The sequence below is a fragment of the Enterobacter sp. V87_3 genome, from assembly GCF_029967835.1.
Classification (GTDB): domain Bacteria; phylum Pseudomonadota; class Gammaproteobacteria; order Enterobacterales; family Enterobacteriaceae; genus Enterobacter; species Enterobacter cancerogenus.
In genome coordinates, this window is record NZ_JASCAM010000030.1 from 1 (window position 1) to 24,485 (window position 24,485).

The 24,485-nt window shown below is 59.2% G+C and carries 21 protein-coding genes; 14 read left to right on the forward strand and 7 right to left on the reverse strand.

The genetic code is table 11. The features are described 5' to 3' along the window. The first annotated feature begins 477 nt into the window (after positions 1-477). The 4 genes from QLG21_RS18375 (at position 478) to QLG21_RS18390 (ending at position 4,939) form a co-directional block, all read left to right on the forward strand. Positions 478-1,716 carry an MFS transporter gene (locus tag QLG21_RS18375; protein WP_042321419.1) on the forward strand — a complete coding sequence of 413 codons (1,239 nt, stop codon included), beginning with the start codon at positions 478-480 and terminating at the stop codon, positions 1,714-1,716. Between the two features lie 15 nt (positions 1,717-1,731). Further along, on the forward strand, positions 1,732-2,757 hold the full coding sequence (locus tag QLG21_RS18380) for a sugar phosphate isomerase/epimerase (RefSeq protein WP_282484942.1): 1,026 nt from the start codon (positions 1,732-1,734) through the stop codon (positions 2,755-2,757). Beyond that, on the forward strand, positions 2,750-3,892 hold the full coding sequence (locus tag QLG21_RS18385) for a Gfo/Idh/MocA family oxidoreductase (protein ID WP_282484943.1): 1,143 nt from the start codon (positions 2,750-2,752) through the stop codon (positions 3,890-3,892). Before QLG21_RS18380 ends, QLG21_RS18385 begins: the two co-directional genes overlap by 8 nt. Before the next feature lie 75 nt (positions 3,893-3,967). Beyond that, positions 3,968-4,939, forward strand: coding sequence for a LacI family DNA-binding transcriptional regulator (locus QLG21_RS18390; RefSeq protein ID WP_006177011.1), 972 nt, complete (start codon positions 3,968-3,970; stop codon positions 4,937-4,939). On the opposite strand, the gene QLG21_RS18395 is transcribed toward QLG21_RS18390, so the two are convergent. After that, a complete protein-coding gene (locus QLG21_RS18395; protein WP_102891302.1) occupies positions 4,940-6,184 on the reverse strand; it encodes a mechanosensitive ion channel family protein in 1,245 nt (414 codons plus the stop codon). A 66-nt stretch (positions 6,185-6,250) separates the two neighbouring features. Then, the gene (locus tag QLG21_RS18400; protein ID WP_282484944.1) at positions 6,251-7,687 is read right to left on the reverse strand and encodes an MFS transporter; all 1,437 of its coding nucleotides are present in this window, start codon (positions 7,685-7,687) and stop codon (positions 6,251-6,253) included. Between the two features lie 107 nt (positions 7,688-7,794). On the opposite strand from QLG21_RS18400, the gene QLG21_RS18405 reads away from it, so the two are divergent. The 4 genes from QLG21_RS18405 to QLG21_RS18420 all read left to right on the forward strand — a co-directional run bounded on the left by QLG21_RS18405 (position 7,795) and on the right by QLG21_RS18420 (position 10,250). Then, complete coding sequence (locus QLG21_RS18405) at positions 7,795-8,664, forward strand: helix-turn-helix transcriptional regulator (RefSeq protein WP_006177015.1); 870 nt, start codon at positions 7,795-7,797, stop codon at positions 8,662-8,664. Next, on the forward strand, positions 8,661-9,695 hold the full coding sequence (locus QLG21_RS18410; RefSeq protein ID WP_282484945.1) for a DUF2157 domain-containing protein: 1,035 nt from the start codon (positions 8,661-8,663) through the stop codon (positions 9,693-9,695). Before QLG21_RS18405 ends, QLG21_RS18410 begins: the two co-directional genes overlap by 4 nt. A 137-nt stretch (positions 9,696-9,832) precedes the next feature. Continuing rightward, positions 9,833-9,991, forward strand: a complete 159-nt coding sequence (locus tag QLG21_RS18415; protein WP_282484946.1) for a hypothetical protein — start codon at positions 9,833-9,835, stop codon at positions 9,989-9,991. Next, positions 9,963-10,250, forward strand: a complete 288-nt coding sequence (locus QLG21_RS18420; RefSeq protein WP_006177018.1) for a helix-turn-helix transcriptional regulator — start codon at positions 9,963-9,965, stop codon at positions 10,248-10,250. Before QLG21_RS18415 ends, QLG21_RS18420 begins: the two co-directional genes overlap by 29 nt. A gap of 49 nt (positions 10,251-10,299) precedes the next feature. Here QLG21_RS18420 and nfsB read toward each other — a convergent pair whose 3' ends face one another. The 3 genes from nfsB to QLG21_RS18435 all read right to left on the reverse strand — a co-directional run bounded on the left by nfsB (position 10,300) and on the right by QLG21_RS18435 (position 12,022). Beyond that, on the reverse strand, positions 10,300-10,953 hold the full coding sequence (gene nfsB, locus QLG21_RS18425; RefSeq protein WP_006177019.1) for an oxygen-insensitive NAD(P)H nitroreductase: 654 nt from the start codon (positions 10,951-10,953) through the stop codon (positions 10,300-10,302). Positions 10,954-11,073: 120 nt separating this feature from the next. Further along, on the reverse strand, positions 11,074-11,442 hold the full coding sequence (locus QLG21_RS18430) for an MmcQ/YjbR family DNA-binding protein (RefSeq protein ID WP_088207748.1): 369 nt from the start codon (positions 11,440-11,442) through the stop codon (positions 11,074-11,076). After that, the gene (locus tag QLG21_RS18435; RefSeq protein ID WP_042320908.1) at positions 11,432-12,022 is read right to left on the reverse strand and encodes a TetR/AcrR family transcriptional regulator; all 591 of its coding nucleotides are present in this window, start codon (positions 12,020-12,022) and stop codon (positions 11,432-11,434) included. Before QLG21_RS18435 ends, QLG21_RS18430 begins: the two co-directional genes overlap by 11 nt. A 191-nt stretch (positions 12,023-12,213) precedes the next feature. Between QLG21_RS18435 and QLG21_RS18440 the strand changes: the two genes are divergently transcribed. Genes QLG21_RS18440 through QLG21_RS18450 form a run of 3 tightly spaced genes read left to right on the forward strand, consistent with a single transcriptional unit; the run spans position 12,214 to position 15,317 of the window. Beyond that, positions 12,214-13,317 (forward strand): RomA family MBL fold metallo-hydrolase, encoded by a 1,104-nt coding sequence (locus QLG21_RS18440; RefSeq protein ID WP_282484947.1) that lies wholly within the window; start codon positions 12,214-12,216, stop codon positions 13,315-13,317. A 33-nt stretch (positions 13,318-13,350) separates the two neighbouring features. Beyond that, positions 13,351-13,692 carry a RamA family antibiotic efflux transcriptional regulator gene (locus tag QLG21_RS18445; RefSeq protein ID WP_088207746.1) on the forward strand — a complete coding sequence of 114 codons (342 nt, stop codon included), beginning with the start codon at positions 13,351-13,353 and terminating at the stop codon, positions 13,690-13,692. 56 nt (positions 13,693-13,748) lie between these two features. Further along, positions 13,749-15,317, forward strand: coding sequence for an alpha/beta hydrolase-fold protein (locus tag QLG21_RS18450; RefSeq protein ID WP_282484948.1), 1,569 nt, complete (start codon positions 13,749-13,751; stop codon positions 15,315-15,317). Here the strand turns inward: QLG21_RS18450 and QLG21_RS18455 are convergent. Further along, a complete protein-coding gene (locus tag QLG21_RS18455) occupies positions 15,303-15,551 on the reverse strand; it encodes a DUF1158 domain-containing protein (protein WP_153681413.1) in 249 nt (82 codons plus the stop codon). The genes QLG21_RS18450 and QLG21_RS18455 overlap by 15 nt on opposite strands. Positions 15,552-16,036: 485 nt before the next feature. On the opposite strand from QLG21_RS18455, the gene QLG21_RS18460 reads away from it, so the two are divergent. The 3 genes from QLG21_RS18460 (at position 16,037) to QLG21_RS18470 (ending at position 23,029) form a co-directional block, all read left to right on the forward strand. Next, a complete protein-coding gene (locus QLG21_RS18460; RefSeq protein ID WP_102891296.1) occupies positions 16,037-18,745 on the forward strand; it encodes a cation-transporting P-type ATPase in 2,709 nt (902 codons plus the stop codon). Between the two features lie 114 nt (positions 18,746-18,859). Next, complete coding sequence (locus tag QLG21_RS18465; protein WP_282484949.1) at positions 18,860-19,924, forward strand: efflux RND transporter periplasmic adaptor subunit; 1,065 nt, start codon at positions 18,860-18,862, stop codon at positions 19,922-19,924. 9 nt (positions 19,925-19,933) lie between these two features. Continuing rightward, positions 19,934-23,029: an efflux RND transporter permease subunit gene (locus QLG21_RS18470; RefSeq protein WP_282484950.1), complete on the forward strand. Its 3,096-nt coding sequence runs from the start codon at positions 19,934-19,936 to the stop codon at positions 23,027-23,029. Here QLG21_RS18470 and QLG21_RS18475 read toward each other — a convergent pair. Continuing rightward, the gene (locus QLG21_RS18475) at positions 23,019-24,140 is read right to left on the reverse strand and encodes a YbdK family carboxylate-amine ligase (protein WP_088207743.1); all 1,122 of its coding nucleotides are present in this window, start codon (positions 24,138-24,140) and stop codon (positions 23,019-23,021) included. The two genes, QLG21_RS18470 and QLG21_RS18475, sit on opposite strands and share 11 nt — an antisense overlap. Positions 24,141-24,485 lie beyond the last annotated feature (345 nt).

A 24,485-nucleotide genomic window follows, 5' to 3' on the forward strand; every position in this document is an offset into this window, starting at 1 on the left:
GCTTACCGGGCCTACACGTGGTAGGGGTTTGCCTCCCTCTCCCTGTGGGAGAGGGTTGGGGTGAGGGCACCAGACCGCACGTAATCCTTTGCCCGGTGGCGCTGCGCTTACCGGGCCTACACGTGGTAGGGGTTTGCCTCCCTCTCCCTGTGGGAGAGGGTTGGGGTGAGGGCACCAGACCGCACGTAATCCTTTGCCCGGTGGCGCTGCGCTTACCGGGCCTACACGTGGTAGGGGTTTGCCTCCCTCTCCCTGTGGGAGAGGGGTGGGGTGAGGGCATCAGACCACACGTAAGCCCTTGCCCGGTGGCGCTGCGCTTACCGGGCCTACACGTCATTACCCAACCAGCAAACGCGTCTTCTTTATCGTGACCCCTCTCCCAAATCCGCCTCGATCCCCAGGATCTTTATTTTGTAATCGATTACTTTTTAATTGAACTGTTTTGTAATCGATTACTTTCTCTGGGTGAGGCTTATCATGGTGTCAACAACCGAAAGTCGTGGACAGGCGATAGGGCAGCACCGGCTGCTGGTGCCGCGTTTGTCGCTGATGATGTTTCTGCAGTTTTTTATCTGGGGTAGCTGGTCGGTCACGCTCGGCCTGGTGATGACCCAGCACAACATGTCTTTGCTGATTGGCGATGCGTTTTCCGCCGGGCCAATCGCCTCCATTCTCTCGCCGTTTGTACTTGGTATGCTGGTGGATCGCTTCTTTGCCTCGCAGAAGGTGATGGCGGTGATGCACCTCGCGGGCGCGGCGATCCTGTGGTTCGTTCCCGGCGCGCTTATTGCACAAAACGGCGCATTGCTGATTGGCCTGCTCTTTGGCTATACGCTCTGCTACATGCCAACGCTGGCGCTGACCAACAACATCGCGTTTCACAGCCTGGCGAACGTCGATAAAACCTTCCCGGTGGTGCGCGTGTTTGGCACCATCGGCTGGATCGTGGCGGGGATATTTATCGGCGTGACCGGCGTGGCCTCAAGCGTCACCATCTTCCAGGTGGCGGCGGCCAGCTCCGTGCTGCTGGCGCTTTACAGCCTGACGCTGCCGCACACGCCCGCGCCGGCGAAAGGCCTGCCGGTGAAGGTGCGCGATCTTTTCTGCGCGGACGCCTTTGCGCTGCTCAAAACGCGCCACTTCCTGGTCTTCTCCGTCTGCGCGATGCTGATCTCCGTGCCGCTCGGTACCTATTACGCCTACACCGCCTCGTATCTCGCAGATGCAGGCATTGCCGACGTCAGCACCGCCATGTCCTTCGGACAGATGTCCGAGATCTTCTTTATGCTGGTGATCCCGCTGCTGTTCCGCCGTCTGGGCGTGAAATACATGCTGCTCATCGGCATGCTGGCGTGGTTCGTGCGTTACGCCATGTTCGCGATGGGCGTCAGTGAAGAGGGGCGCATCCTGCTCTACCTCGGCATTCTGCTCCACGGCGTCTGCTACGATTTCTTCTTTGTGGTGGGCTTTATCTATACCGACCGCGTGGCGGGCGAAAAGGTTAAAGGTCAGGCCCAGAGCATGATCGTCATGTTCACATACGGTATCGGGATGCTGCTCGGCTCGCAGATATCCGGCGCGCTGTATAACCGTCTGGTGGCGGGTCAACCTGTGCCGCAGGCGTGGGTCACATTCTGGTGGATCCCGGCGGTGGCTGCCGCGGCGATTGCACTCATTTTCCTTTTCACGTTCAGGTATGACGATGACAAGGCGTAAGGTTCAGGAGGTGGTATGAGGACGATAAAAGGACCCGGGATTTTTCTGTCGCAGTTTATCGGCGGAGACGCGCCGTTTAACTCGCTGGACGGGCTGGCGGGCTGGGCGGCAGGGAAGGGCTATAAAGCCCTGCAAATTCCCTGCAACCATCCGCACATTTTTGACGTGGAGAACGCGGCAGAAAGCCAGGCCTACTGCGACGACATTACCGGTAAGCTGGCGGAACACGGGCTGGTGATAAGCGAGCTGTCGACTCATCTTGAAGGCCAGCTGGTTGCGGTGAGCGACGTTTACAGCGATGCGTTTGACCACTTCGCCCCGGCCAGCGTGCGCGGTAACGACGCGGCGCGCCAGGCCTGGGCAACGGAGAAACTCACACAGGCGGCGGTGGCCTCCGCCAGGCTGGGGTTAAAGGCGCACGCGACGTTCTCCGGCTCGCTGGCCTGGCCGTTTTTCTATCCGTGGCCGCCGCACAACGCGCAGCGGTTTCAGGCGGCGTTTCAGGAACTGGCAAACCGCTGGCGGCCCATTCTCGACGCCTTCGATGAACAGGGCGTGGACGTCTGTTTTGAGCTGCATCCGGGGGAAGACCTGCACGATGGCGTAACCTTCGAGCGTTTCCTGGCGCTGCTTGATAACCATCCGCGCTGCAACATTCTCTACGATCCCAGCCACATGCTGTTGCAGCAGATGGATTACCTGACCTTTATCGACATCTACCACGCGCGCATCAAAGCGTTCCACGTCAAGGATGCGGAATTTCGCCCCAACGGGCGCAGCGGCGTATACGGCGGCTACCAGCCGTGGATCGATCGCGCCGGGCGTTTCCGTTCGCTCGGCGACGGGCAGATCGACTTCAAGGGTATCTTCAGCAAGCTGACCCAGTACGACTACGACGGCTGGGCGGTGCTGGAGTGGGAGTGCTGCCTGAAGGATGGCGATACCGGTGCCCGCGAAGGCAGCGAGTTTATCCGCCGCCATATCATTCCGGTTTCCGGGCGGGCGTTTGATGATTTCGCCGCAGGAGGCAGCCATGATTAACGTCGGTATAATCGGCAGCGGCTTTATCGGCCCGGCCCATATTGAGGCGCTGCGCCGTCTCGGTGTGGTGCAGGTTGTCGCGCTGTGCGACAGCTCGCTCGCGCAGGCGCAGGAAAAGGCGCGCGCGCTTAACGTCCCCCACGCCTATGGCCGCGTGGAGGATCTGCTTGCGCACCCGGATCTGCACGTGGTGCACAACTGCACGCCAAACCACCTGCACGCCGCGATTAACCGCCAGATTTTACGAGCAGGTAAGCATCTGTTTTCCGAAAAACCGCTGTGTATGACGCCGGACGAGGCGCGCGAGCTGGTGGTGCTGGCGGAGCAGGCGGGTGTGATACACGGCGTGAGCTTTGTCTATCGCCAGTTTGCGATGGTGCGTCAGGCGGCGAGCATGATGCGCGCGGGCAGCCTCGGGCGACTGTTTGCTGCACACGGCAGCTACCTGCAGGACTGGATGCTGCTGGAAACCGACTACAACTGGCGGGTGGATGCCGCGCTCGGCGGCGCATCCCGCGCGGTGGCGGACATCGGCTCTCACTGGTGTGATACCGTACAGTTTGTGACCGGGCGGCGTATCACCGAGGTGATGGCCGATCTCTCTATCGTCTGGCCGACGCGCAAGGCCAGCGTGGCGGGAAATCAGACCTTCAGCCACGATCCACACGCGGCGTATGAGGACAAACCGGTCACCACCGAAGATTTTGGCTCCGTGCTCATCCGCTTCGACGACGGCAGCAAGGGCAGTTTTAGCGTCTCGCAGGTCAGCGCCGGGCGTAAAAACCGCCTGACGCTGGAAATCAACGGCAGCGAGATGTCGGTGGCGTGGGATCAGGAGGTGCCCCAGCGGCTGTGGGTGGGGCATCGCGCGCAGGCAAACGAGATCCTCACCGACGACCCCGGTCTGATGAACCGCGACGCGGCCGACAGCGCCCACTTCCCCGGCGGCCATATCGAGGGCTGGCCGGATGCCTTCAAAAACATGATGGCGCAGTTCTACCGCGCCGTGCAGGCGGGCAGCATGCCCGCGCAGCCGCTGTTTGCGACCTTCCACGACGGCGCAAACGTCATGTATATCATTGATGCCATTGTAAAAAGCCATCAGCAGCAGCGCTGGGTGAGGGTGGAACGATGACGCGCTGCCCGGTTCGCCGGGCCGCGAAATTATGATAGCCTGCATAAAACGCTAACCGCAGGATGTGTCGTCGCTATGTCAATTCAGAAAATCGCTCAACTGGCCGGGGTGTCCGTGGCGACGGTTTCTCGTGTGCTGAACAACAGCGACACGGTTAAAGCGAAAAACCGCGAGCGCGTCCTGCAGGCGATCCGGGAGAGTAACTACCAGCCGAACCTGCTGGCGCGCCAGCTGCGCACCGCCCGCAGCTATATGATTCTGGTGATGGTTTCGAACATCGCCAACCCGTTCTGTGCCGAGGTGGTCAAGGGCATCGAAGAAGAGGCCGAGAAGAACGGCTACCGCATTTTACTCTGCAATTCCGGCTCGGATATCGAACGCTCCCGCTCGGGGTTAAGCCTGCTGACGGGGAAAATCGTCGACGGGATTATCACCATGGATGCGTTCTCGAAGCTGCCGGAACTCTCCGCGCTTATCGGCAACGCGCCGTGGGTGCAGTGCGCGGAATACGCCGATGCCGGGGCGGTGTCCTGCGTCGGCATTAACGACGTCGATGCTTCGCAGCACGTCGTCAGCCAGCTTGCCGAACGCGGGTGCACGCGCATTGCGCTGATCAACCACGACCTCAGCTACAAATATGCCCGCCTGCGCGAGCGCGGCTACAAGAGCGTGATCCACCTGCGCGATCTCGATTATCAGGCGGTTGAATACGCCAGCGATCTCAGTTCCGGCGCCGGGATGGCGGCGATGCAAAAACTGTTGAAGGAGGATCCGCCGGACGCGGTATTCGCGGTTTCCGATACTCTGGCGGCAGGCGCGCTGCGCGCGATTCAGCAGGCAGGGCTGCGGGTACCGGAGGATATCGCAGTGGTGGGGTTTGACGGTACGGAGCTGGCGGAGATGATCTCGCTTACCACCATCGAACAGCCGTCGCGGGATATCGGGCGCAAGGCCGTCGATCTGCTATTAAATAAGATCGACAACCCCGATGCGCCCACGGAAAGAGTGATGATGGACTGGCGCTTTATTTCCCGCGCCAGCGCCTGATTAGTTTGCTGAAACAACCGCCAGCGAGCGAATATCGTTCCCGGTCGGCGACTGATGGATCCGCAGACCAAATTCATCCACCACGGCAAAAATATGGTCGAAGATATCGGCCTGGATCTCTTCATATTCCGCCCAGACCACCGTATTGGTGAAGGCATATATTTCAACAGGCAGACCGTTGGCGTCCGGCGCGAGCTGGCGCACCATCAATGTCATATCTTTACGGATACGTGGGTGGTTGCGCAGATATTCATTCAGATAGGCGCGGAAGGTGCCGATATTGGTCATCTTGCGCAGGTTTAATACCGATTCCCCTTCGCCGTTTTGCTGATTCCACAGGTTAATTTCCTCATGACGCGCGGCCAGATAAGGTTTTAGCAGCTTCGCCTGAATCAGTTTCTGCTGCTCCTGCTCGTCGAGGAAATGAATGCTGGTGGTATCAATATTCAGGCTGCGCTTAATGCGGCGACCGCCCGAAGCTGACATGCCGCTCCAGTTGATGAACGCGTCGGACACCAGCGCCCACGTCGGAATGGTGGTGATGGTGTTATCGAAATTACGCACCTTCACGGTGGTCAGGCCGATGTCCGTCACCGTGCCGTTAGCGCCATATTTCGGCATCTCCAGCCAGTCGCCGAGCTTGAGCATATCGTTAGCTGAAAGCTGAATGCCCGCCACAAGGCCAAGGATCGGGTCTTTAAACACCAGCATCAGGACCGCGGCCATGGCACCCAGGCCACTAATCAGAATCGCGGGAGACTGACCGATCAGCAGGGAGATAATCAAAATCCCGACCAGAATGGCGCTCACCAGCTTAACGCCCTGGAAAATGCCTTTCAGCGGCAGTTGGGACGCGGTCGCCATTTTTTGCGACAGATTAAAGATCACGTCCAGCAGCGAGAAGAAGGACAGCAGGGCATACACCATCACCCACAGCTTCGCGCAGGTGGTGAGTATTTCCGCCGCTTCACTGCCTTTTTGTAACCACAGCGCCGCCTGAACGTTGACGATTATCCCCTGAATGGTAAAGGCCAGACGGTGAAATAACTTATTCTGGGTAATGATTTGCAGCCACAAATGGCTGCTGGCCTGCGCACGCTTTTCAAAGGCGCGCAGCACCAGTTTGTGCAATATAAAATGCACGATAAGGGCAGTCAGAAAAATAATACCAAAGATAATCACCAGCGATGTGGTGTGATTAATTTCAATCCCTAACTCTTCAACCTGAGCAATTAATTCCTGCATAACATCTCCTGTATTGTTGCAGCCCCATAATGGCGGCTGCGGATATATTATGCAAATTCTGGCGCGTTACTTCGTCGCGTGGCAGGTCGTGATCACCGGCAGGCACAGGCGATGGCGCATACGCACCGTTGCCAGCGCAAGGGCAATCATCATTGCCGTTTCCACCATCAGGAAGACGTTGACCGCCTGCGTGTAATCCCCGTGGTGACTTTGCAGCGCGTGCAGCAAAATCGCACCAAAAATCGCCGGGCCAAGCCCCAGCGCCGCCTGTTGAAGCGTGCTCAAAATGGCGCTTGCTGCGCCCGCGTCGTCCGGCTGGATATCGCGCATCCCGATGCGGTAGAAGCTGTTCACAATCAACGCCTGTCCGTAACCGACCAGCCCGGTCGCCGGTGCTAGCGTCAGGGCCGTATTGTTCATTCCCCAGTGGCGGAAGGTGGCGATCAGCGCCAGCAGGCCGAGGATCTGGATCGCCAGGCCGCTCAGCAGAAGGGTGCTGGTGCGGTAACGGGCAATCAGGCGCGGGGCAAACCACGCGGAGACAAAATAGGTCACCCCCAGCGCGATGAAGCTGTTCCCCGACTGCCACGGTGCCATGCCAAGACCGGTCTGCATGGTCAGCGCCATACAGAACATAAAGCCGGACCAGACGCTGAAAAAGAGCATCGCGATAAGCACGCCAAAGCGGATGCTCGCAAGCTGCATCAGGCGCGGCGGGATCAGCGGGTGGGCATCTTCGCGCTCTTTTTTACGCGCATTCAGCACCATCAGCCAGGCCAGCGGAATAATAGCAATCAGTGCAGCCTTCAGCGGCCACGACCAGTGCCACTGGGGACCGAGTGCCATCGGGAACAACAGGCAGCAGAGGATCATCGCCAGCAGCGCGGTGCCCGTCCAGTCGATGCGCGACGGCGTTTCGCGGCGGGTTTCCGGTACATAGCGACGGCTTAACGCCAGCACCACCAGACAAATGGGGACGTTGATGAAGAAAGCGTTGCGCCAGCCCAGCCCGGCGATATCCGCCGATACCAGCCAGCCGCCGCCCATCTGGCCGACGATAAAAGCTATTCCGCCGATACCGCCGAACAGGCTAATGGCTTTGGCGTGCGCCGGCCCTTTTAACGTCACATGCAGCGTGGCGAGAATTTGCGGCACGATCAGCGCCGCCCCGGCACCCTGAACGATGCGCGCGGCAAGCAGTTGTTCGATGTTGCCCGCCATCCCGCACAGCAGCGAGGCCAGTCCAAAGCTCGCCACGCCCCACATAAACAGACGACGGCGACCGAGGTTATCCCCGAGCTTGCTGCCGAGCGCCAGGCAGACGGCGAAGGCTACGCCGTAAAGCGCGACAATCAGCTCCAGTTCTGTGGCGGTGGCGTGCAGCGAATGGGTGATGGAGTCCAGCGCGACGTTGGTGATTGAGGTATCGATAAGCGGCAGCATCTGCCCGGTTAACAGCAGTATCAGGCCTGCACGGCCTGGTGAAATAACTGACCTGTTCATGGTAACTCCATTGCGTCAAACGGCGTAGAGACGTAGCATCGTCTATCTGATAAACGGGTACCAGTTCTTGCTTATACTGGTACTGGCACTACCATGCAGGGGGATTTATGGCGCTGATGTCTGAACCTGTCACCTCGCTTCAGGATGACACCCGAAAACAGCTCGGGGCATTTTTACGCGCACGGCGCGAAAGCCTCGACCCGCAGCGTCTCGGCTTGCCGCGCAGCGGGCGTCGCCGCACGCCGGGCTTGCGCCGCGAAGAGGTGGCGATGCTCGCAGACGTGGGCGTAACCTGGTACACCTGGCTGGAGCAGGGCAGGGACGTCAATCCGTCGAGCGCGGTGATGGCAGCTGTTGCTAAAGCGCTACAATGCACCCCGACCGAAGCCCGCCATCTTTTCGTGCTGGCCGGATTACCGCCGGGTGAAGCGCCGCAGGCGGTCTGCTGCGAGGGGATCAGCGAAGGCACGCGCCGCCTGCTTGATACCCTGATGCCAAAGCCCGCCAGCATCCAGAAACCAAACTTTGATATCGTGGCGTGGAACGATAGCTTTGGTCATTTGATGGGCGTCGATTTCAACGACATCCCGCCGGAAGACCGCAACTGTATTTACCTGTTCCTCACCCATCCGGCGTGGCGCGCAAGGCTGGGCAAGCGCGACGACGTGCTGCCGATCTTCGTTTCCTACTTCCGCGCGGCAATGGCCGAGCACCGGGGCGATCCGCAGTGGGAAGCCAAACTGGCGCGCTTTTTTGCGGTTTCAGATGAGTTTCAAACCCTGTGGCACCAGCGCAACGACGTGCGCGGTGTGGAAAACCAGCTCAAGCTGTTTACCCATCCTGAGCTGGGGGATTTTCATTTACAGCAGATGTACTGGTACTCAGCGCCGCGCAACGGCTCGCGACTGCTGGTGTACCTCCCGGTGGACGAGGCAGGGGAGAGAGTCATGGACTGGCTGGCGGAGCAGGCAAAATGAACGTGACGCGTAAGCAGGAGCGGGTTTTACGCCGGGCGCTCGCGGCGTGGGAGCAGGATGGGGCATTAACCCCCGACGAACATCAGCGTCTGGCCGGAACCCTGAGGCGCGTAACGATGGACTGGCAGCGGCTCAGCCGCTACGCCTTCTGGACCGCGCTCGCCTGCGTGATTATCGCCATCGGCAGCCTGTTTGCCGACAGCGAGTTGATGGCGCGCATTATCGCATTTTTCTCATACTCCTTTATCGCCCGCATCGGTCTGCCTCTGCTTGCCGCCGTGCTGTTTTACCTGTGGGGCTTCAGCCGCCAGCGGCGAGAAACCCCGTTGCACTACAGCACGGAAGCCATCCTGTTCCTTGGGGTGTTCTTTACCGCCATTGCCCTGTGGCAGCTTGGTGAACGTCTTGATAACGGCAGCGGCCACGTTGCGCCGTTGTTCCTGGCCGGGTGTGCGGTGTACGGCCTGGTTGGCTATTTCGGGCGCTCGGGGCTGGTCTGGCTCTTCTTTTTGCTTTCGCTCGGCAACTGGTTCGGTGCCGAAACGGGCTATATGTCCGGCTGGGGAGCGTACTGGCTGGGCATGAGCTACCCGGTGCGCTTTATCGTCTTCGGCGGCGTGCTGCTGGCGCTGTGCTATGTCCTGCGCGGCGTACTGCAACCCCGCCACCTCTACACCACCAGTAAGGCGATGGGGCTGACGTATCTGTTTGTCGCCCTGTGGATCCTGTCGATTTTTGGCAACAACGATATCGACAGCTGGTATGGCGTCACGCAGTCATCGCTGCTGCCGTGGGCGCTGCTCTTCGCCGTGGCGGCGGTGCTGTGCATCTTCATCAGCCTGAAAACCGACGACGGCATGCTGCGCGGTTTTGGCCTGACCTTCCTCGCCATCAATCTCTATACCCGCTATTTCGAATATTTCTGGGAGGGGATGAACAAGGTCGTGTTCTTCCTGATTCTGGCGGCATCGCTGGCGGTGATTGGTCGCTATGCGGAAAAAATCTGGCATGCCGGGAGCAGGGAAAAATAGTTTTTTCGAGGGGCTTTCAGGGAATAAGCGAGAGTCCAGCATCTCCTGAATGATGCAGGTAAGGTAAATCACGAAAGGCAAAATTAGCCTTTAATGCAAATTGCCTTATATGTTAATATTTTCAGGGATGAATAAAGATGTTCAGACTCATCGTCCATGAGGCCGTGAGGGAAGAGATCCTCGCGTTGCCCACCGTGGTTCAGGCGAAGCAGAAAACGCCGTCTGCGGAGATAAGTCTGGCACTGAAACGGCAACAGGAGATGTTGGATGAGCAAGAAAATAATCGACTGGGATGAGTTGAGAACCGAACTGTTAAGCCACGCAGACGTGCAGGCCGCATTTAACGCAGAAGAGCGCAAAGCGCGTCTGCAGGAGATGCTGGCGCAGTGGCGAAGCCATGCAGGCCTGACGCGTGCACAGGTTGCGGAACGGATGGGGGTCAGTGCGCCAACGGTGTCACGAATGGAAGCCAACATCACGCGAGCGAGCCTTGATACGTTAACGCGTTATGCGCTGGTATGCGGGGTGAAGCATCCGCAGATTACGCTGTATTGAACCCTGTTCAACCTACTTGTAATGGGCCGCTACGCGCGGCCCACGGTTACTAGCACTCGGTTACAATGGTGCTCAGCGGCAGGCGAGATTTTGGCAGCGTGGCGTTGAAATCTTCCACGCTGTGGTGGCCAACCGGTACCACCACCAGGCTGGTGAAGCCTTTCTCTTTCAGGCCAAACTCTTCGTCGAGGATCGCCGCGTCGAAGCCTTCAATCGGCACCGCGTCCAGACCCATCGCGGCCACGCCCAGCAGGAAGTTACCCACGTTCAGGTAAACCTGTTTTGCCATCCACTGGTCGTCATCTTTCAGATCCACGCGGTGCATGTCTGCGAAGTAGCAGCGGCCTTTGTGGTTTGCGGCTTTCGCTTCCGGCGTGGCGAAACGCCCGTCAGCTTCTTCTTGATCCACCACGCGCTCCAGCCATGCATCGTCCATCGCAGTTTTGGCGCAGAACACCACCACGTGAGAGGCATCCAGCATTTTGCGCTCGTTGAACACATAGGTACCCGCAGCAGATTTCGCCACGCGCGCTTTGCCTTCCTCAGTGCTGGCAACAATGAAGTGCCACGGCTGGGAGTTCGTGCTGGACGGGCTGTACTGCAGCAGGGTTTTGATTTTCTCCGCTTCTTCTGCGGTCAGTTTTTTGCTTGCGTCGAACGCCTTGGCAGAGTGGCGTTTCAGGGCGACAGAAATGATATCCATAACAACTCCTGGTAGTAAAAATCGCCCGCATATGGGCGCGAAAGGAAAGCAGATTACAGGGCGACGCGGAAAAAGATAAGTGCGATTCGAGCGCTTATTCTGTTCGTCTCAGACGAACAATCAGACGGGGCGTATCCGCTTCTGGTCCTTTTTCGCCAGCTTATCGACGACCAGATGCCACGAATCGTGGATGAAATCGGTCACCACGTCGGGCGTGATATCGTCGGTGCCGTAGAGCGAAATCCAGTGCTTTTTATTCAGGTGATAGCCCGGCTCTACGCCGCGGTAGATCTGCTGATTGAGCAGCGATTTTTCCGGATCGGATTTCAGACTGACGTGCGGACGCCCGTGAGCGACCGCGACAAGCATAAAAATCTTGCCGCCGACTTTAAACACGTCGAACTCCGGGCCGAACGGCCAGCAGTGCTCGGTGAACGGCAGCTCCAGCGCCACGCGCATCGCGTGTTCCTGTAATGATTTACTGTCCATCGGTGTTCTCTATGGCGAGCGCGCGCCACATGGCCTCAAAGCCGAGCGCTTTAAAATCCACGGCACGGGACGGATCGCGGGTGGCGAATTCCATGGTGGTCTCGGCCAGCGACAGGAAGATGGCATCGCCGAAGGTTTTAAATTCGTCGGACATAAATACCGGGCGAACCGAGCGGCGGCACAGTTCGTTCAGCTCCGGAAACATGTCGTGAACGGCCTGTTCGGTCTCAGTGGAAATTTTCTCGCTCACACCAAGCTGGCGGATCGCCCCGTGAGCCGCCGGGTTACGAATCCCCCAGTCCACATAGCTGTTCCAGATGTTGCGGGTATGCTCTTTTGGCAGGGTGATCGAGCGGTCAAGGTTCGCCATCATGGTCTGGCAGAGATCCTGCTTCAGGTGCAGGTAGAGGGCATTCAGCAGATCGTCTTTGGTAGCAAAGTAGCGAAACAGCGTGCCTTCGGCGACCCCGGCACTACGAGCGATGGTCGCCGTTGAGGCGGCAATGCCTGACTGTGCAAATGCAGCGGTTGCTGCCTCCAGTAAGGCCTGTTTTTTATCTTCACTCTTCGGACGTGCCACCAAATTCTCCTCTTTGTCAATTGTAAAAAAACGTATTGAATCATGCGCGTCAGGCTGCTGCAACGCGGAATGTCAAAGATCGAAAACATCTTGACGATATATTCATCGTATCTATAATGAGTGCTTACTCACTCATAATCAAGTGTCATCCGCGCAAACCATCGGAAGGGGCGCGTCGGCGAGTCGGGAAAATGAAAAAGCCTCTATTCATCTGCGTGGTGTTTGTCATGATTATTGCTTCAGCTGCAAGTTTACCCTTTGTCCTGAACGCCGGATTTGGCCAGCCGCCGCAGGGAGAACAGCTCTCCGGGTTGCAAGCTTCGCCCCAGTATCGCGACGGGGCGTTTCACAATGCACTGCCGACGCCGGGCTACAACGGCGACAAAAATATGCTGGTGGCGATGTGGGAGTTTCTGACGAAAAAAACCGAAAACGCCCGTCCCGCGCAGCCGCTGCCGCTGGTCAACACCGATCTCGCCAGCCTGCCGCTGGCGCAGGATACGCTGGTGTGGCTGGGGCACTCGTCCTGGTATCTGCAGTTAGCGGGGAAACGCATCCTGATCGATCCGGTCCTGGGCAACTACGCCGCGCCGTTCTCGTTCCTCAACAAAGCCTTTGAGGGGGACTACCCGTGGCGTGCCGCGAGCATGCCCGAGATCGACCTGCTGATCATTTCGCACGATCACTACGACCATCTGGATTACGCCACCATCAAAGCGCTGCTGCCGAAGGTGAAGCGCGTGGTCACGCCGCTTGGCGTGGGTTCACATCTGCGCTACTGGGGGATGGACCCGATGATTATCGACGAGCGCGACTGGAACCAGTCGGTACGCATCAGCGAGGCGCTGACCGTGCACGTTCTGCCTGCGCGCCACTTCTCCGGGCGCGGCATCAAACGCAACCAGACGCTGTGGGGCAGCTTTATGTTCGTCACGCCTGAACAGAAGGTGTACTACAGCGGTGACTCCGGCTACGGGCCGCACTTCCGGGATATTGGCGAGCAGTTTGGCGCAGTCGATCTCGCGATCATGGAAAACGGCCAGTATGACCAGGACTGGAAGTACATTCACATGCTGCCGGATGAAACGGCGCAGGCCGCAGCGGATCTCAATGCCAAAGCGGTGGTGCCGGGCCATAATGGACGGTTTGTGCTGGCGAAACATACCTGGAACGATCCGCTGATCCAGCTCGCAAAAGCCAGCCACGACAAAGGCTATCGGCTGTTAACGCCGGAACTGGGCGAGCCGGTCCGCGTGAATGATACCGCTCAGCAATTTCGCCCGTGGTGGGAATAAATGATGAATCAAAGAGCAGAAGGAGAGAGCAACATGACTATTTCCGCTCAGGTTATCGACACTATCGTCGAATGGATCGACGACAACCTGCATCAGCCGCTGCGCATAGAAGAGATCGCCCGTCACGCGGGTTACTCGAAGTGGCATCTTCAGCGGCTGTTTATGCAGTACAAAGGAGAGAGTCTGGGGCGCTATATTCGCGAACGCAAGCTGCTGCTGGCGGCGCGCGACCTGCGCGAATCCGACGAGCGGGTGTATGACATCTGCCTGCGCTACGGCTTTGACTCGCAGCAGACCTTTACGCGTATTTTCACCCGCACGTTCCATCAGCCGCCCGGCGCTTACCGCAAGGAAAATCATACCCGGGCGCATTGAAAATAATTCCCATTTGCATTAGCGTGAGTGCAAATTTTATCGGGGAACACGCGGTAATGAAGAGCGCATGGAGTGGATTGTTATTAGGGATCGGCGCGCTGCCAGCGATGGCGGCGACGTGCGAACACACTTCCCTGCAGGGAGAGGTTGAGGGGAAGTTTGATGCCAGCGGCGAAGTCTGTTTTATGCTGCCCGAGCTTGCTGAAAATTACGTTTCCGCCACGCTACAGGGCGTAACCGACGCTCGCCTGCTGGACGGGCAAAACCGCCGCATCCGCACGCTGGTGGAAAACGGGCCTGCGGATGGTGAACATACGCTGCTCTTTGCGCTGCCGGTAAAGCAGAACACCTCGCTGGTGCTGCACGGCGAAGCGGGCAAGCCGTGGCGCTTTCAGTGGCGGATGAAAGAGACATCTGCCCTGGCGCGGGTGCAAATGCTGGCGCCAGAAAGCCCGGCGCTGCAGGCGCTGGCTAAAACGGTAGCGGCGGGCGGAACTACCGAGGCGTTCTGGGCGCTGCAGCGCCAGCAGGGTACGCCAATGGTGGAGCCGGTCGATGCGGAGCACAAGCGGATCACCTTCCTGTGGCGCGGTGCGCGCGAAAATGTCTTTCTCTTCGGCTCTCCGTCGGGCGAACACGACCCGCTGTTCCGCCTAGGCACGACCGACGTCTGGTTTCGCAGCTACGTAGTGCCCGCCGACACGCTTATGCAGTACAAGCTTGCGCCGGATGTCCCCGCGGTGGAAGGCTCTGTGCACGATCGCCGCCGGGCGATCCTGGTGAGCGCTCAGGCCGATCCGCTCAACCCTCATACCTTTGGTGAACAAAAAGCCGACCGCTGGAACCGGTTTTCACTCCTCGATCTCAGCCCGGCGCGCTACTGCTCCGTGCAGGCGATGGCGCAGCCGGTGATAAACGGCACGCTCACCCGCCAGAAAATCACCAGCCGTATCCTCGGCAATACCCGAGACGTCACAACCTGGCAACCACGCGGCGCGCAGCCGGCGCGGTGGACGCTGATTCTTTTCGACGGGCAGATTTATCAGGACGAGTACCATTTCGCCAGCGTACTGGATGGCCTGATTGCCCGACACCATCTTCCGCCCGTCAACGTGGTGTTTATCGACAGCCTCGATCACGCCCGTCGCGGTAAAGAGTTACCGCCGAACCCCGATTTTGCTGATTTTATGGCGCATGAGCTGCTGCCGCAGCTTCGCGCGCGGGGGATCGCCACGCAGCGGCAGAAAACGGTGCTGGCAGGTTCAAGCTACGGGGGCATTGCCTCGTCATGGGTGGCGCTGCGCTATCCGCGACTGTTTGGCAATGTTCTGAGCCTGTCTGGCTCCTACTGGTGGGCACCGAAAGGGGAAGCGCCCGGCTGGCTGACGCGTCAGTATCAGCAGTCGCCGCTGTACCCGGTGCGTTTCTGGCTTCAGGCCGGCAAGTTTGAACAAGCGGGGCCGGGCGGGGGGAACTATCGCACCACGCGGGAGTTTGAAAACGTCCTGCGGGAAAAGGGCTACCGCGTGAGCTTCCACCCGTGGTCCAGCGGCCACGACTACGCGGTCTGGTGTGAAGCGCTGATCCACGGCATGCGCGATTTCACCGGCTTACGACGCCAGTGAAAACCAGCGGCGCCAGACGAAACGCAGGATAACGAATTCGATGGCGCCGAGCAGCAAGAACCACAGACAGAACAGAATGGTGTAAAGCTGGTTCAAATCGACCATGTGGAAGGTGACCACCAGCTTCTGCGCCAGTACCATCCCCAGCGAAGGCGCAGGTAGCAGCAGGCAGGAGAGCAGGGCCAACAATAAAATGCCGCCTGCGGTGAGCAGCGATTCTAACGGGTGTTTCATGATAATGTTAATCGTCAGTTAAAAATGTCATTGTCCGGCATCCTCGAACGTAAAGCAATATAAACCCCGTCAGCGATTTTTATTTAAAACGCTGCTTTTAGCCGCAAATAAATTCCTCTGGCAAAATACATAACGGCCCGCAATTCAATTATTATCGTGTTCTGTAAATAAACGTCTGTATTACGCAAATAATTTTACAAAGCTATAGGTGCTGTAGCCAATTAACGTAGCAATAACAATGGCTGCGACAATGTATAACGCCAGGCGGCGACCGCGATAAATACCAAACATGCTTCCTCCTCGTTTAATGTTGGTTTAGAAATATTTTGTAAAAATCAGCTTATCGAAATAGTTTTAAACAGTTTTGAATAACCCGGCAGTAATTATATTGCGGTAGATCAAATTAACCCGCAAGCATTAAAAATGAATTTATTAAGCCAGAAAGGAATTCAGGCTTCCGTCCACCGGAAATTAAAGGAAAGAAAATGACCAAAAAAAATATTTCTCAGAACATGCCGCCCGCGGGCAACAACGCTTTTCAGCAGACCGTCGAGCAGGTGCTGGCGCACCAGCAGACGCAGCCGCAAGGGCTGGATCGCGCTGAAGCGCAGGCGCGCCTGCAGAAAGTGGGGCCAAACGCGCTGCCTGAGAAAAAGGGCAAGCCGGGCTGGCTGCGTTTTCTGGCACACTTTAATGATGTCCTGATCTATGTCCTGCTGGCGGCAGCCGTATTAACGGCGGTCATGGGCCACTGGGTCGATACGCTGGTTATTCTGGGCGTGGCGGTCATCAATGCCTTAATTGGTCACATTCAGGAAAGTAACGCGGAAAAATCCCTGCAGAGTATTCGAAATATGCTCTCCAGCGAGGCGCGCGTTATTCGCAATGGTAATCACGAAACCATCCCGACCACCGACCTGGTGCCGGGCGATATTGTTGTGCTGCGCGCAGGCGATCGTATTCCGGCGGATATGCGTCTTATTGAAGCGCACAACCTACGCGTTGAAGAGGCTATTCTCACCGGTGAATCAACGGTGGTGGATAAACAGACCCAGCCGCTGAGCGGCGAATTACCGCTAGGCGACCGCACCAACCTGGTCTTCTCGGGGACAACCGTTAGCGCGGGCGGTGGCGTCGGCGTGGTCATTGCCACCGGGCAGGAGACCGAGCTTGGTCACATCAACCAGATGATGGCGGGTATTGAAAAACACCGCACGCCGCTGCTGGTGCAGATGGACAAGCTTGGCAAAGCGATTTTCGTCATTATTCTGGCGATGATGGCCGCGCTGTTTGTCTTCAGCCTGGTCTTCCGCGATATCCCGATGGGCGAGCTGCTGCTCTCCCTGATTAGCCTGGCGGTGGCCTCTGTACCGGAAGGTCTGCCGGCGATTATCTCCATCATCCTCTCCCTGGGCGTGCAGGCGATGGCGCGCAAGCGGGCAATTATCCGCAAACTGCCAACGGTGGAAACCCTGGGGGCAATGACCGTGGTCTGCTCGGATAAAACCGGCACCCTGACCATGAACGAAATGACGGTGAAAGCGATCATCACCGCTGAGAGCTGCTACCGCGTGGACGGCAACAGCTACGAGCCGGTAGGTAACATCTATCTGGAAGGCAGCGACGAGCCGGTGCAGATCCAGCCGGGGACCGTGCTGGAGCAGTACCTGCGCACCATCGACCTGTGTAACGACAGTCAGATGATTCAGGACGAGCGCGGCCTGTGGGCTATCACCGGGGGGCCAACCGAAGGCGCGCTGAAGGTGCTGGCGGCGAAAGCCAACCTCGCGCCGGTAATGACGACGCTGGTCAACAAAATCCCGTTCGACTCGCAGTACAAGTACATGAGCACCCACTACCAGATTGGTAGCGAGGAGCAGATCCTGATCACCGGTGCGCCGGACGTGATTTTCGCCCTGTGTGAGCAGCAGCAGACCCGCAACGGGACCGAAGCGTTCAACCGCGCGTACTGGGAAACCGAAATGGAGCGCTATGCCCGTCAGGGGCTGCGCATGGTTGCCGCAGCGTTTAAGCCAGCCAACGGCGAAACGGCGCTCACGCACGACGACCTGAATACCGGCCTGATCTTCCTCGGTATCGCCGGGATGATGGATCCGCCGCGTCCGGAAGCCATCGATGCCATTCATGCCTGCCAGCAGGCGGGGATCCGCGTCAAGATGATTACCGGGGATCACCCGCAGACGGCGATGAGCATCGGCCAGATGCTGGGGATCACCAACAGCGAGCAGGCGGTTACCGGCTATCAGCTGGAGAAAATGAGCGATGCCGAGCTTGCCGATGCGGCGGTGAAATATGACATCTTCGCCCGTACCAGCCCGGAGCATAAGCTGCGCCTGGTGCAGGCCCTGCAGGACAAAGGTGAGATTGTCGGCATGACCGGCGACGGTGTAAACGATGCCCCGGCGCTGCGTCAGGCGGACGTCGGTATCGCGATGGGCATCAAAGGGACGGAAGTCACCAAAGAGGCGGCGGATATGGTCCTGACGGACGATAACTTCGCCACCATCGCCAGTGCGGTGAAAGAGGGGCGTCGCGTGTACGACAACCTGAAAAAGACCATTCTGTTCATCATGCCGACCAACCTGGCGCAGGGGCTGCTGATTGTGATTGCGCTGCTGGCGGGGAACATTATTCCGCTGACGCCGGTCCTGATCCTGTGGATGAACATGGCGACCTCCGCCACGCTCTCCTTCGGCCTGGCCTTTGAAGCCGCCGAGCGCAACATCATGCGCCGTCCACCGCGTCAGACCGGACAGCACGTGATGGACGCCTACGCCGTCTGGCGCGTGGCCTTCGTCGGCACCATGATTGCGATTGCGGCGTTTGCCCTGGAAGCCTGGCTGGCCCCGCGCGGCCACAGCGCGGAGTTCATCCGCACCGTGCTGCTGCAGATGCTGGTGTGTGCGCAGTGGGTGTACATGATTAACTGCCGTAACACCGAAGGGTTCTCCCTGAACCGCGGTCTGCTGGCGAACAAAGGCATCTGGCTGGTCACGGGCGTGCTGTTCCTTCTCCAGGCGGCCATCATCTACCTGCCGTTTATGCAGATGCTGTTTGGCACCGAAGCGCTGCCGCTGCGCTACTGGTTCGTGACGCTGGCGGTTGCAGGGGTGATGTTCTTCATCGTTGAAATCGAGAAGCGACTGACCCGCAGGTTCCGTAAGGCTGCATAACCTAAAACCTGACCCCTCACCCTGCCCTCTCCCCAAAGGGGAGAGGGTATAAATGTTCCCTCTCCCCTTTGGGGAGAGGGTTAGGGTGAGGGGAAAATCCCTGAGGTACTCCCCATGAAACTCCCACTCCTGTTCGCGCTGCTCGCCTGCACCCTGCAACCCGCTTTTGCCGCCGTCATTCCCGTGCGCGTGGCCGCCGTAGAGCAGACCGCCCACGCCGCCGAGCGGCAGATCCCTGGCCGCATCGAGGCTATCCACACCGTGGAACTGCGCGCCCGTACGGAAGGGGTGATCACCAACATCCACTTTCGCGACGGGCAGTACGTAAAAAAAGGTGATGTGCTGTTTGAGCTGGACGATGCCGAGCCGCGCGCCGCCGTGCGTCTGGCGCAGGCCGAGGTGACCAGCGCCGAAGCCACGCTGCGTCAGGCGCAGCAGCAGCTTTCCCGCTTCGAAAGCCTGGGCAGCAGCAACGCCATCAGCCGTCACGACGTGGATAACGCCCGCATGCAGCGCGACGTTGCCCGCGCGGCGCTGGAGCAGGCAAAAGCCCGGCTCGAAACCCGCAACGTCACCCTGGCCTACACCCGCATCATCTCGCCGATTGATGGCCGCGTGGGCCACAGCCAGTTCCACGTGGGCAGCCTGGTCAACCCCGGTAGCGGCGTGCTGGTGGAGGTGGTGCAGCTTGACCCGATCCGCATCGCGTTTGCGCTGGAAGAGGGGGCGTTTGCCACCAAGGCCGGGCAGCACGCCGATATCAGCGCCATGAAGCGTGCCTGGCAGGCGCTGATCGACAGTAACGGCCAGCGCGTTCTCGGGGAATTAACCTCCGTGGACAACCGTATCGACCCGCGGACCGCCAGCGTGATGCTGCGCGCCGAGTTCGCCAACCCGCGCCATCAACTGCTGCCCGGCGGTAATGTGAACGTTTACCTGCGCCCGGCAAGCGTTCAGCCGGTTTTGACGCTGCCCGCCGCGGCGGTCCAGCAGAACGGTGACGGATTCTTTGCCTGGGTGATTAACGCCGACGGCAAAGCCGAAAAACGCCCGCTGACCATCGCCGGGCAGATGGGCCAGCAGTTCCAGATTACCTCCGGCGTTAAGCCGGGTGAGCGAGCGATTACTGACGGCGCGCAGCGCGTACAGCCTGGCGCTGCCGTCCAGATACTGAACTAAGGAGCCATCATGCTGACGTTTTTCATCAAACGCCCGCGCTTTGCGATGGTGATTGCGCTGGTCATCACCCTGCTTGGTGCCATTGCGCTGCGCATTATTCCGGTGGAACAGTATCCGCAGATCACGCCACCGGTGGTGAATGTCTCCGCGAGCTGGCCCGGCGCCAGCTCGGCTGACGTGGCGGAAGCCATCGCCACGCCGCTTGAGACCCAGCTTAACGGCGTGGATCACATGCTTTACATGGAATCCACCAGTTCGGACGAGGGCAGCTATAGCCTGAACATCACCTTTGCGGCAGGCACCGACCCGGATCTTGCCGCCATCGACGTACAAAACCGCGTGGCGCAGGCCCTGGCGCAGTTGCCCGCCGAGGCGCAGCAAAACGGCGTGCAGGTGCGCAAGCGCGCCACCAACCTGATGATGGGGGTAAGTCTTTACTCACCGAACAACACCCACACGCCGCTGTTCGTCAGCAACTACGCCAGCACCCAGGTGCGCGAGGCACTGTCCCGCCTGCCGGGGGTTGGCCAGGTGCAGATGTTTGGCGCGCGTGATTACAGCATGCGCATCTGGCTGCGTCCGGATCGCATGAACGCCCTTAACGTCACCACCGACGACGTGGCGCAGGCATTGCGCGAGCAAAACGTCCAGGGCGCGGCGGGCCAGGTCGGCACGCCGCCGGTGTTTAACGGCCAGCAGCAGACCCTGACCATCAACGGGCTGGGGCGCTTAAGTCAGGCCGGGGATTTTGCCGACGTGATCATTCGCGTGGGGGAGATGGGGCAACTGGTGCGCCTGAAGGACGTGGCGACCATCGAGCTTGGCTCGCGCAGCTACAGCTCCGGTGCGCAGCTCAACGGGCATGACTCTGCCTACCTCGGTATTTACCCCACGCCGTCCGCCAACGCCCTGCGCGTGGCCGATGCGGTACGCGCCGAGCTGGAGCGGCTCTCCGCGCGCTTCCCGGACGACCTCACCTATGAGGTGAAATTCGATACCACCTCCTTTGTGGCCGCCACCATCAAGGAGATCGGCGTCTCGCTGGCGCTGACCATGCTGGCCGTGGTGGTGGTCGTCTCCCTGTTCCTGCAAAGCTGGCGCGCAACGCTGATTGTCGCCCTTGCGATTCCGGTGTCACTGGTGGGGACCTTTGCGGTGCTCTACACGCTCGGCTACTCCGCCAACACGCTGAGCCTGTTCGCCATTATTCTGGCGCTGACCATGGTGGTGGATGATGCCATCGTGGTGGTTGAGAGCGTCGAAACGCTGATGGCGGAAGGGCAGAGCCGCACGGCGGCGACCGCGCTGGCGCTGCGCCAGATTGCCGGGCCGGTGATTGCCACCACCCTCGTGCTGCTGGCGGTATTTGTGCCGGTGGCGCTGCTGCCGGGCATCGTCGGCGAGCTGTACCGTCAGTTCGCGGTCACGCTCTCTACCGCCGTCACGCTCTCAAGCCTGGTGGCGCTGACGTTAACGCCCGCCCTGTGCGCCATGCTGCTGCGTCCGCGCCCGGCGCATCCGGCCGCCATTTTCCGCGGCTTCAACCGCGGGCTGGATGCCACGCGCAACGCTTACACCCGCATGGTGAGCGCGCTTAACCTGCGCCCATGGCTGGCGCTGCTGGCAACCGCAGGGGCGGCGGCCATCGTCGTGTTCAGCTTTATATCGATGCCAAAAGGCTTCCTGCCACAGGAAGATCAGGGTTACTTCTTCGCCAGCGTCCAGCTGCCGGAGGCGGCGTCGCTTGAGCGTACCGAGGCGGTGATGACCACCGCGCGTGAGCTGATCGCTAAAAACCCGGCGGTGGAGGATGTGATTCAGGTCTCCGGGTTTAACATTCTCAACGGCACCAGCGCCTCTAACGGCGGCTTTATCTCCATCATGCTGAAGGACTGGAGCGAGCGTCCGCCGCTGGACGAGGTGATGGGCACTTTGCAGCGCCAGCTTCTGGCCCTGCCGGAAGCAACCATCATGACCTTCGCGCCGCCGACGCTGCCGGGGTTGGGCAACGCCTCCGGTTTCGACCTGCGTATTCAGGCGCAGGCGGGGCAAAGCCCGGCGGAGCTGGAGGGCGTCACGCGCGAGGTGCTGGCGAAAGCGAACCAGCACCCGCAGCTGAGCCGCGTGTTCACCACCTGGAGCAGCAACGTGCCGCAGCTTACGCTGACGGTCGATCGCGAGCGTGCGGCCCGTCTCGACGTGCCGGTCTCGCGCATCTTCAGCAGCCTGCAAACAGCGTTCGGGGGGACGCGCGCCGGGGACTTCAGCGTGAACAACCGGGTCTACCACGTGGTGATGCAAAACGAGATGCAGTGGCGCGAGCGCGCAGAGCAAATCAGCGAGCTGTTTGTGCGCAGCAACGGCGGCGAACGCGTGCGCCTGAGCAACCTCGTCACCATCACGCCGAGCGTCGGCGCGCCGTTCCTGCAGCAGTACAACCAGTTCCCGTCCGTGTCGGTGAGCGGCTCGGCGGCAGACGGGGTGAGCAGCAGCACGGCGATGGCGGTGATGGGCCAGATCCTGGCCGCGAACCTGCCCGCCGGGTATGACTACGCCTGGAGCGGCATGTCGTATCAGGAGCAGCAGACCGGTAATCAGGCGATCTGGATCGTGCTGGCGGCGGTGGTGATGGCGTGGCTGTTCCTCGTCGCCCAGTATGAGAGCTGGACGCTGCCTGCGAGCGTGATGCTGTCGGTGCTGTTCGCCATCGGCGGAGCGCTGGTGTGGCTGTGGATTGCCGGATACGCTAACGACGTGTACGTGCAGATTGGCCTGGTGCTGTTGATCGCGCTGGCCGCCAAGAACGCCATCCTGATCGTTGAGTTTGCCCGCGCGCGGCGTATGGACGGAATGGCGATTGTCGATGCGGCGCGGGAAGGGGCATCACGCCGCTTCCGTGCGGTAATGATGACCGCCGTGTCCTTTATTATCGGCGTTCTGCCGATGATGCTGGCGAGCGGGGCAGGTGCCCAGAGCCGACGCATCATCGGTACCACGGTGTTCAGCGGCATGCTGGTGGCGACCGTGGTCGGCATCCTCTTTATTCCGGCGCTGTTTGTGCTGTTCCAGCGCCTGCGTGAGGGGGGGCATCGCCTTACGGGCTAGTCGCCCACAGTTCGCTGTGTTTCTGCACTAAGGAGATGAGCGAGCCACCGTCTGCAATGAAGTCCCGCATGCGCTGCGCCTCGCTCTTGCCCTGTTTCAGCATCAGGGCAATTTCCTTTATCGCGCTGGTCGCGCCGAGCTTCTCGGCCGACGGCGCAACCTGCTCCAGCAGCCAGGCAATATCTTGCGCCACGGTTTTGTGCTCACCGGTATGCACGTCCGTCAGGATCCCTTCCAGCCCGTAACGGCACGCCTGAAAACGGTTGAAGCGGTACAGCAGAAAATCTTTTTCCTGATGCTTATAGGGCCGCGTGGTCAGCAGCCAGTGCGACGTCGCCTGAATCAACCCGGCGATGTTGATCGCATGACCGAGCGTCAGCGGCGTATCCATCACCCGCACCTCCACCGTGCCAAAGTGCGGGCTGGGGCGGATGTCCCAGTGCAGATCTTTAATGCTGTCGATCATGCTGGTGCTGCTCAGGCGGCGGAACAGCCCTTCAAACTCCTGCCAGCTATTGACCCACGGCATCTGACCGTTGTCCGGGAAGCCCGAGAAAATGTTCAAGCGTGATGAGGCAAATTTGGTATCCGTTCCCTGCATGTAGGGCGATGAGGCCGCCAGCGCGATAAAGTGCGGCACAAAACGCGACAGGCCGTGCAGCAGGTAAATGGCGTCATCCCCGGTCCGGCAGCCCACGTGCACGTGCTGGCCAAACACCGTGGCCTGCAAAATCAGATAGCCAAAGCGCTCCAGCGTGACGTTATAGCGCTCGTCGTCGCACACTTCCTGACGCTGCCACTTCTGAAAAGGGTGCGTCCCGCCGCCGCAAATCTGGATATGCTGCTCTGCCGCCGCACGCAGAATGCTCTGCTGCATGACCGAAAACTGCGCCGCCGCCTGGTCGATGTTATGGCACACGCCGGTGGCAATCTCGAGCATGCTCTCGGTGATGTCGTGCTTCACTTCACCGCCTTTGATGTCGTGCTCAACGGCGGCGATAAGGGCAGAGGAGTCCTGGCTCAGGTCGTAGCCCGGCGGGTTGACCACCTGGAGTTCAAGCTCAATGCCAAGGGTATAAGGATCAGAGGAATGAAAGTCGGGTAAAGGCATGGTGCACTCCGTTGTCTGTTATGAGTTGAGTATAGACAAAGAAGCCAGCGTGAAGGTGAGGCTGTAAATAAGGCGCCCGCAGGGCGATATAATAAAATAACTCTCAGCGCTTTCATTATTCTTAATGTCGGAAAAGTGATGCCGTGAAGAACGTTTCCTTTGTTGCTGAAAATTCCTGGATTATGATACGCATTGAGATTGATACAATAGATTAACATTGCTGATTTTATTTTTTATGGTTAAAAATCAATTGGTTAAGCTTTCTGTTTTTTCGAGTTAATTTTCTGTTGAATTGTCGTTGTAATTAAAATTCTTAATTAATAGACGCACTGTTTACGTCGTCAT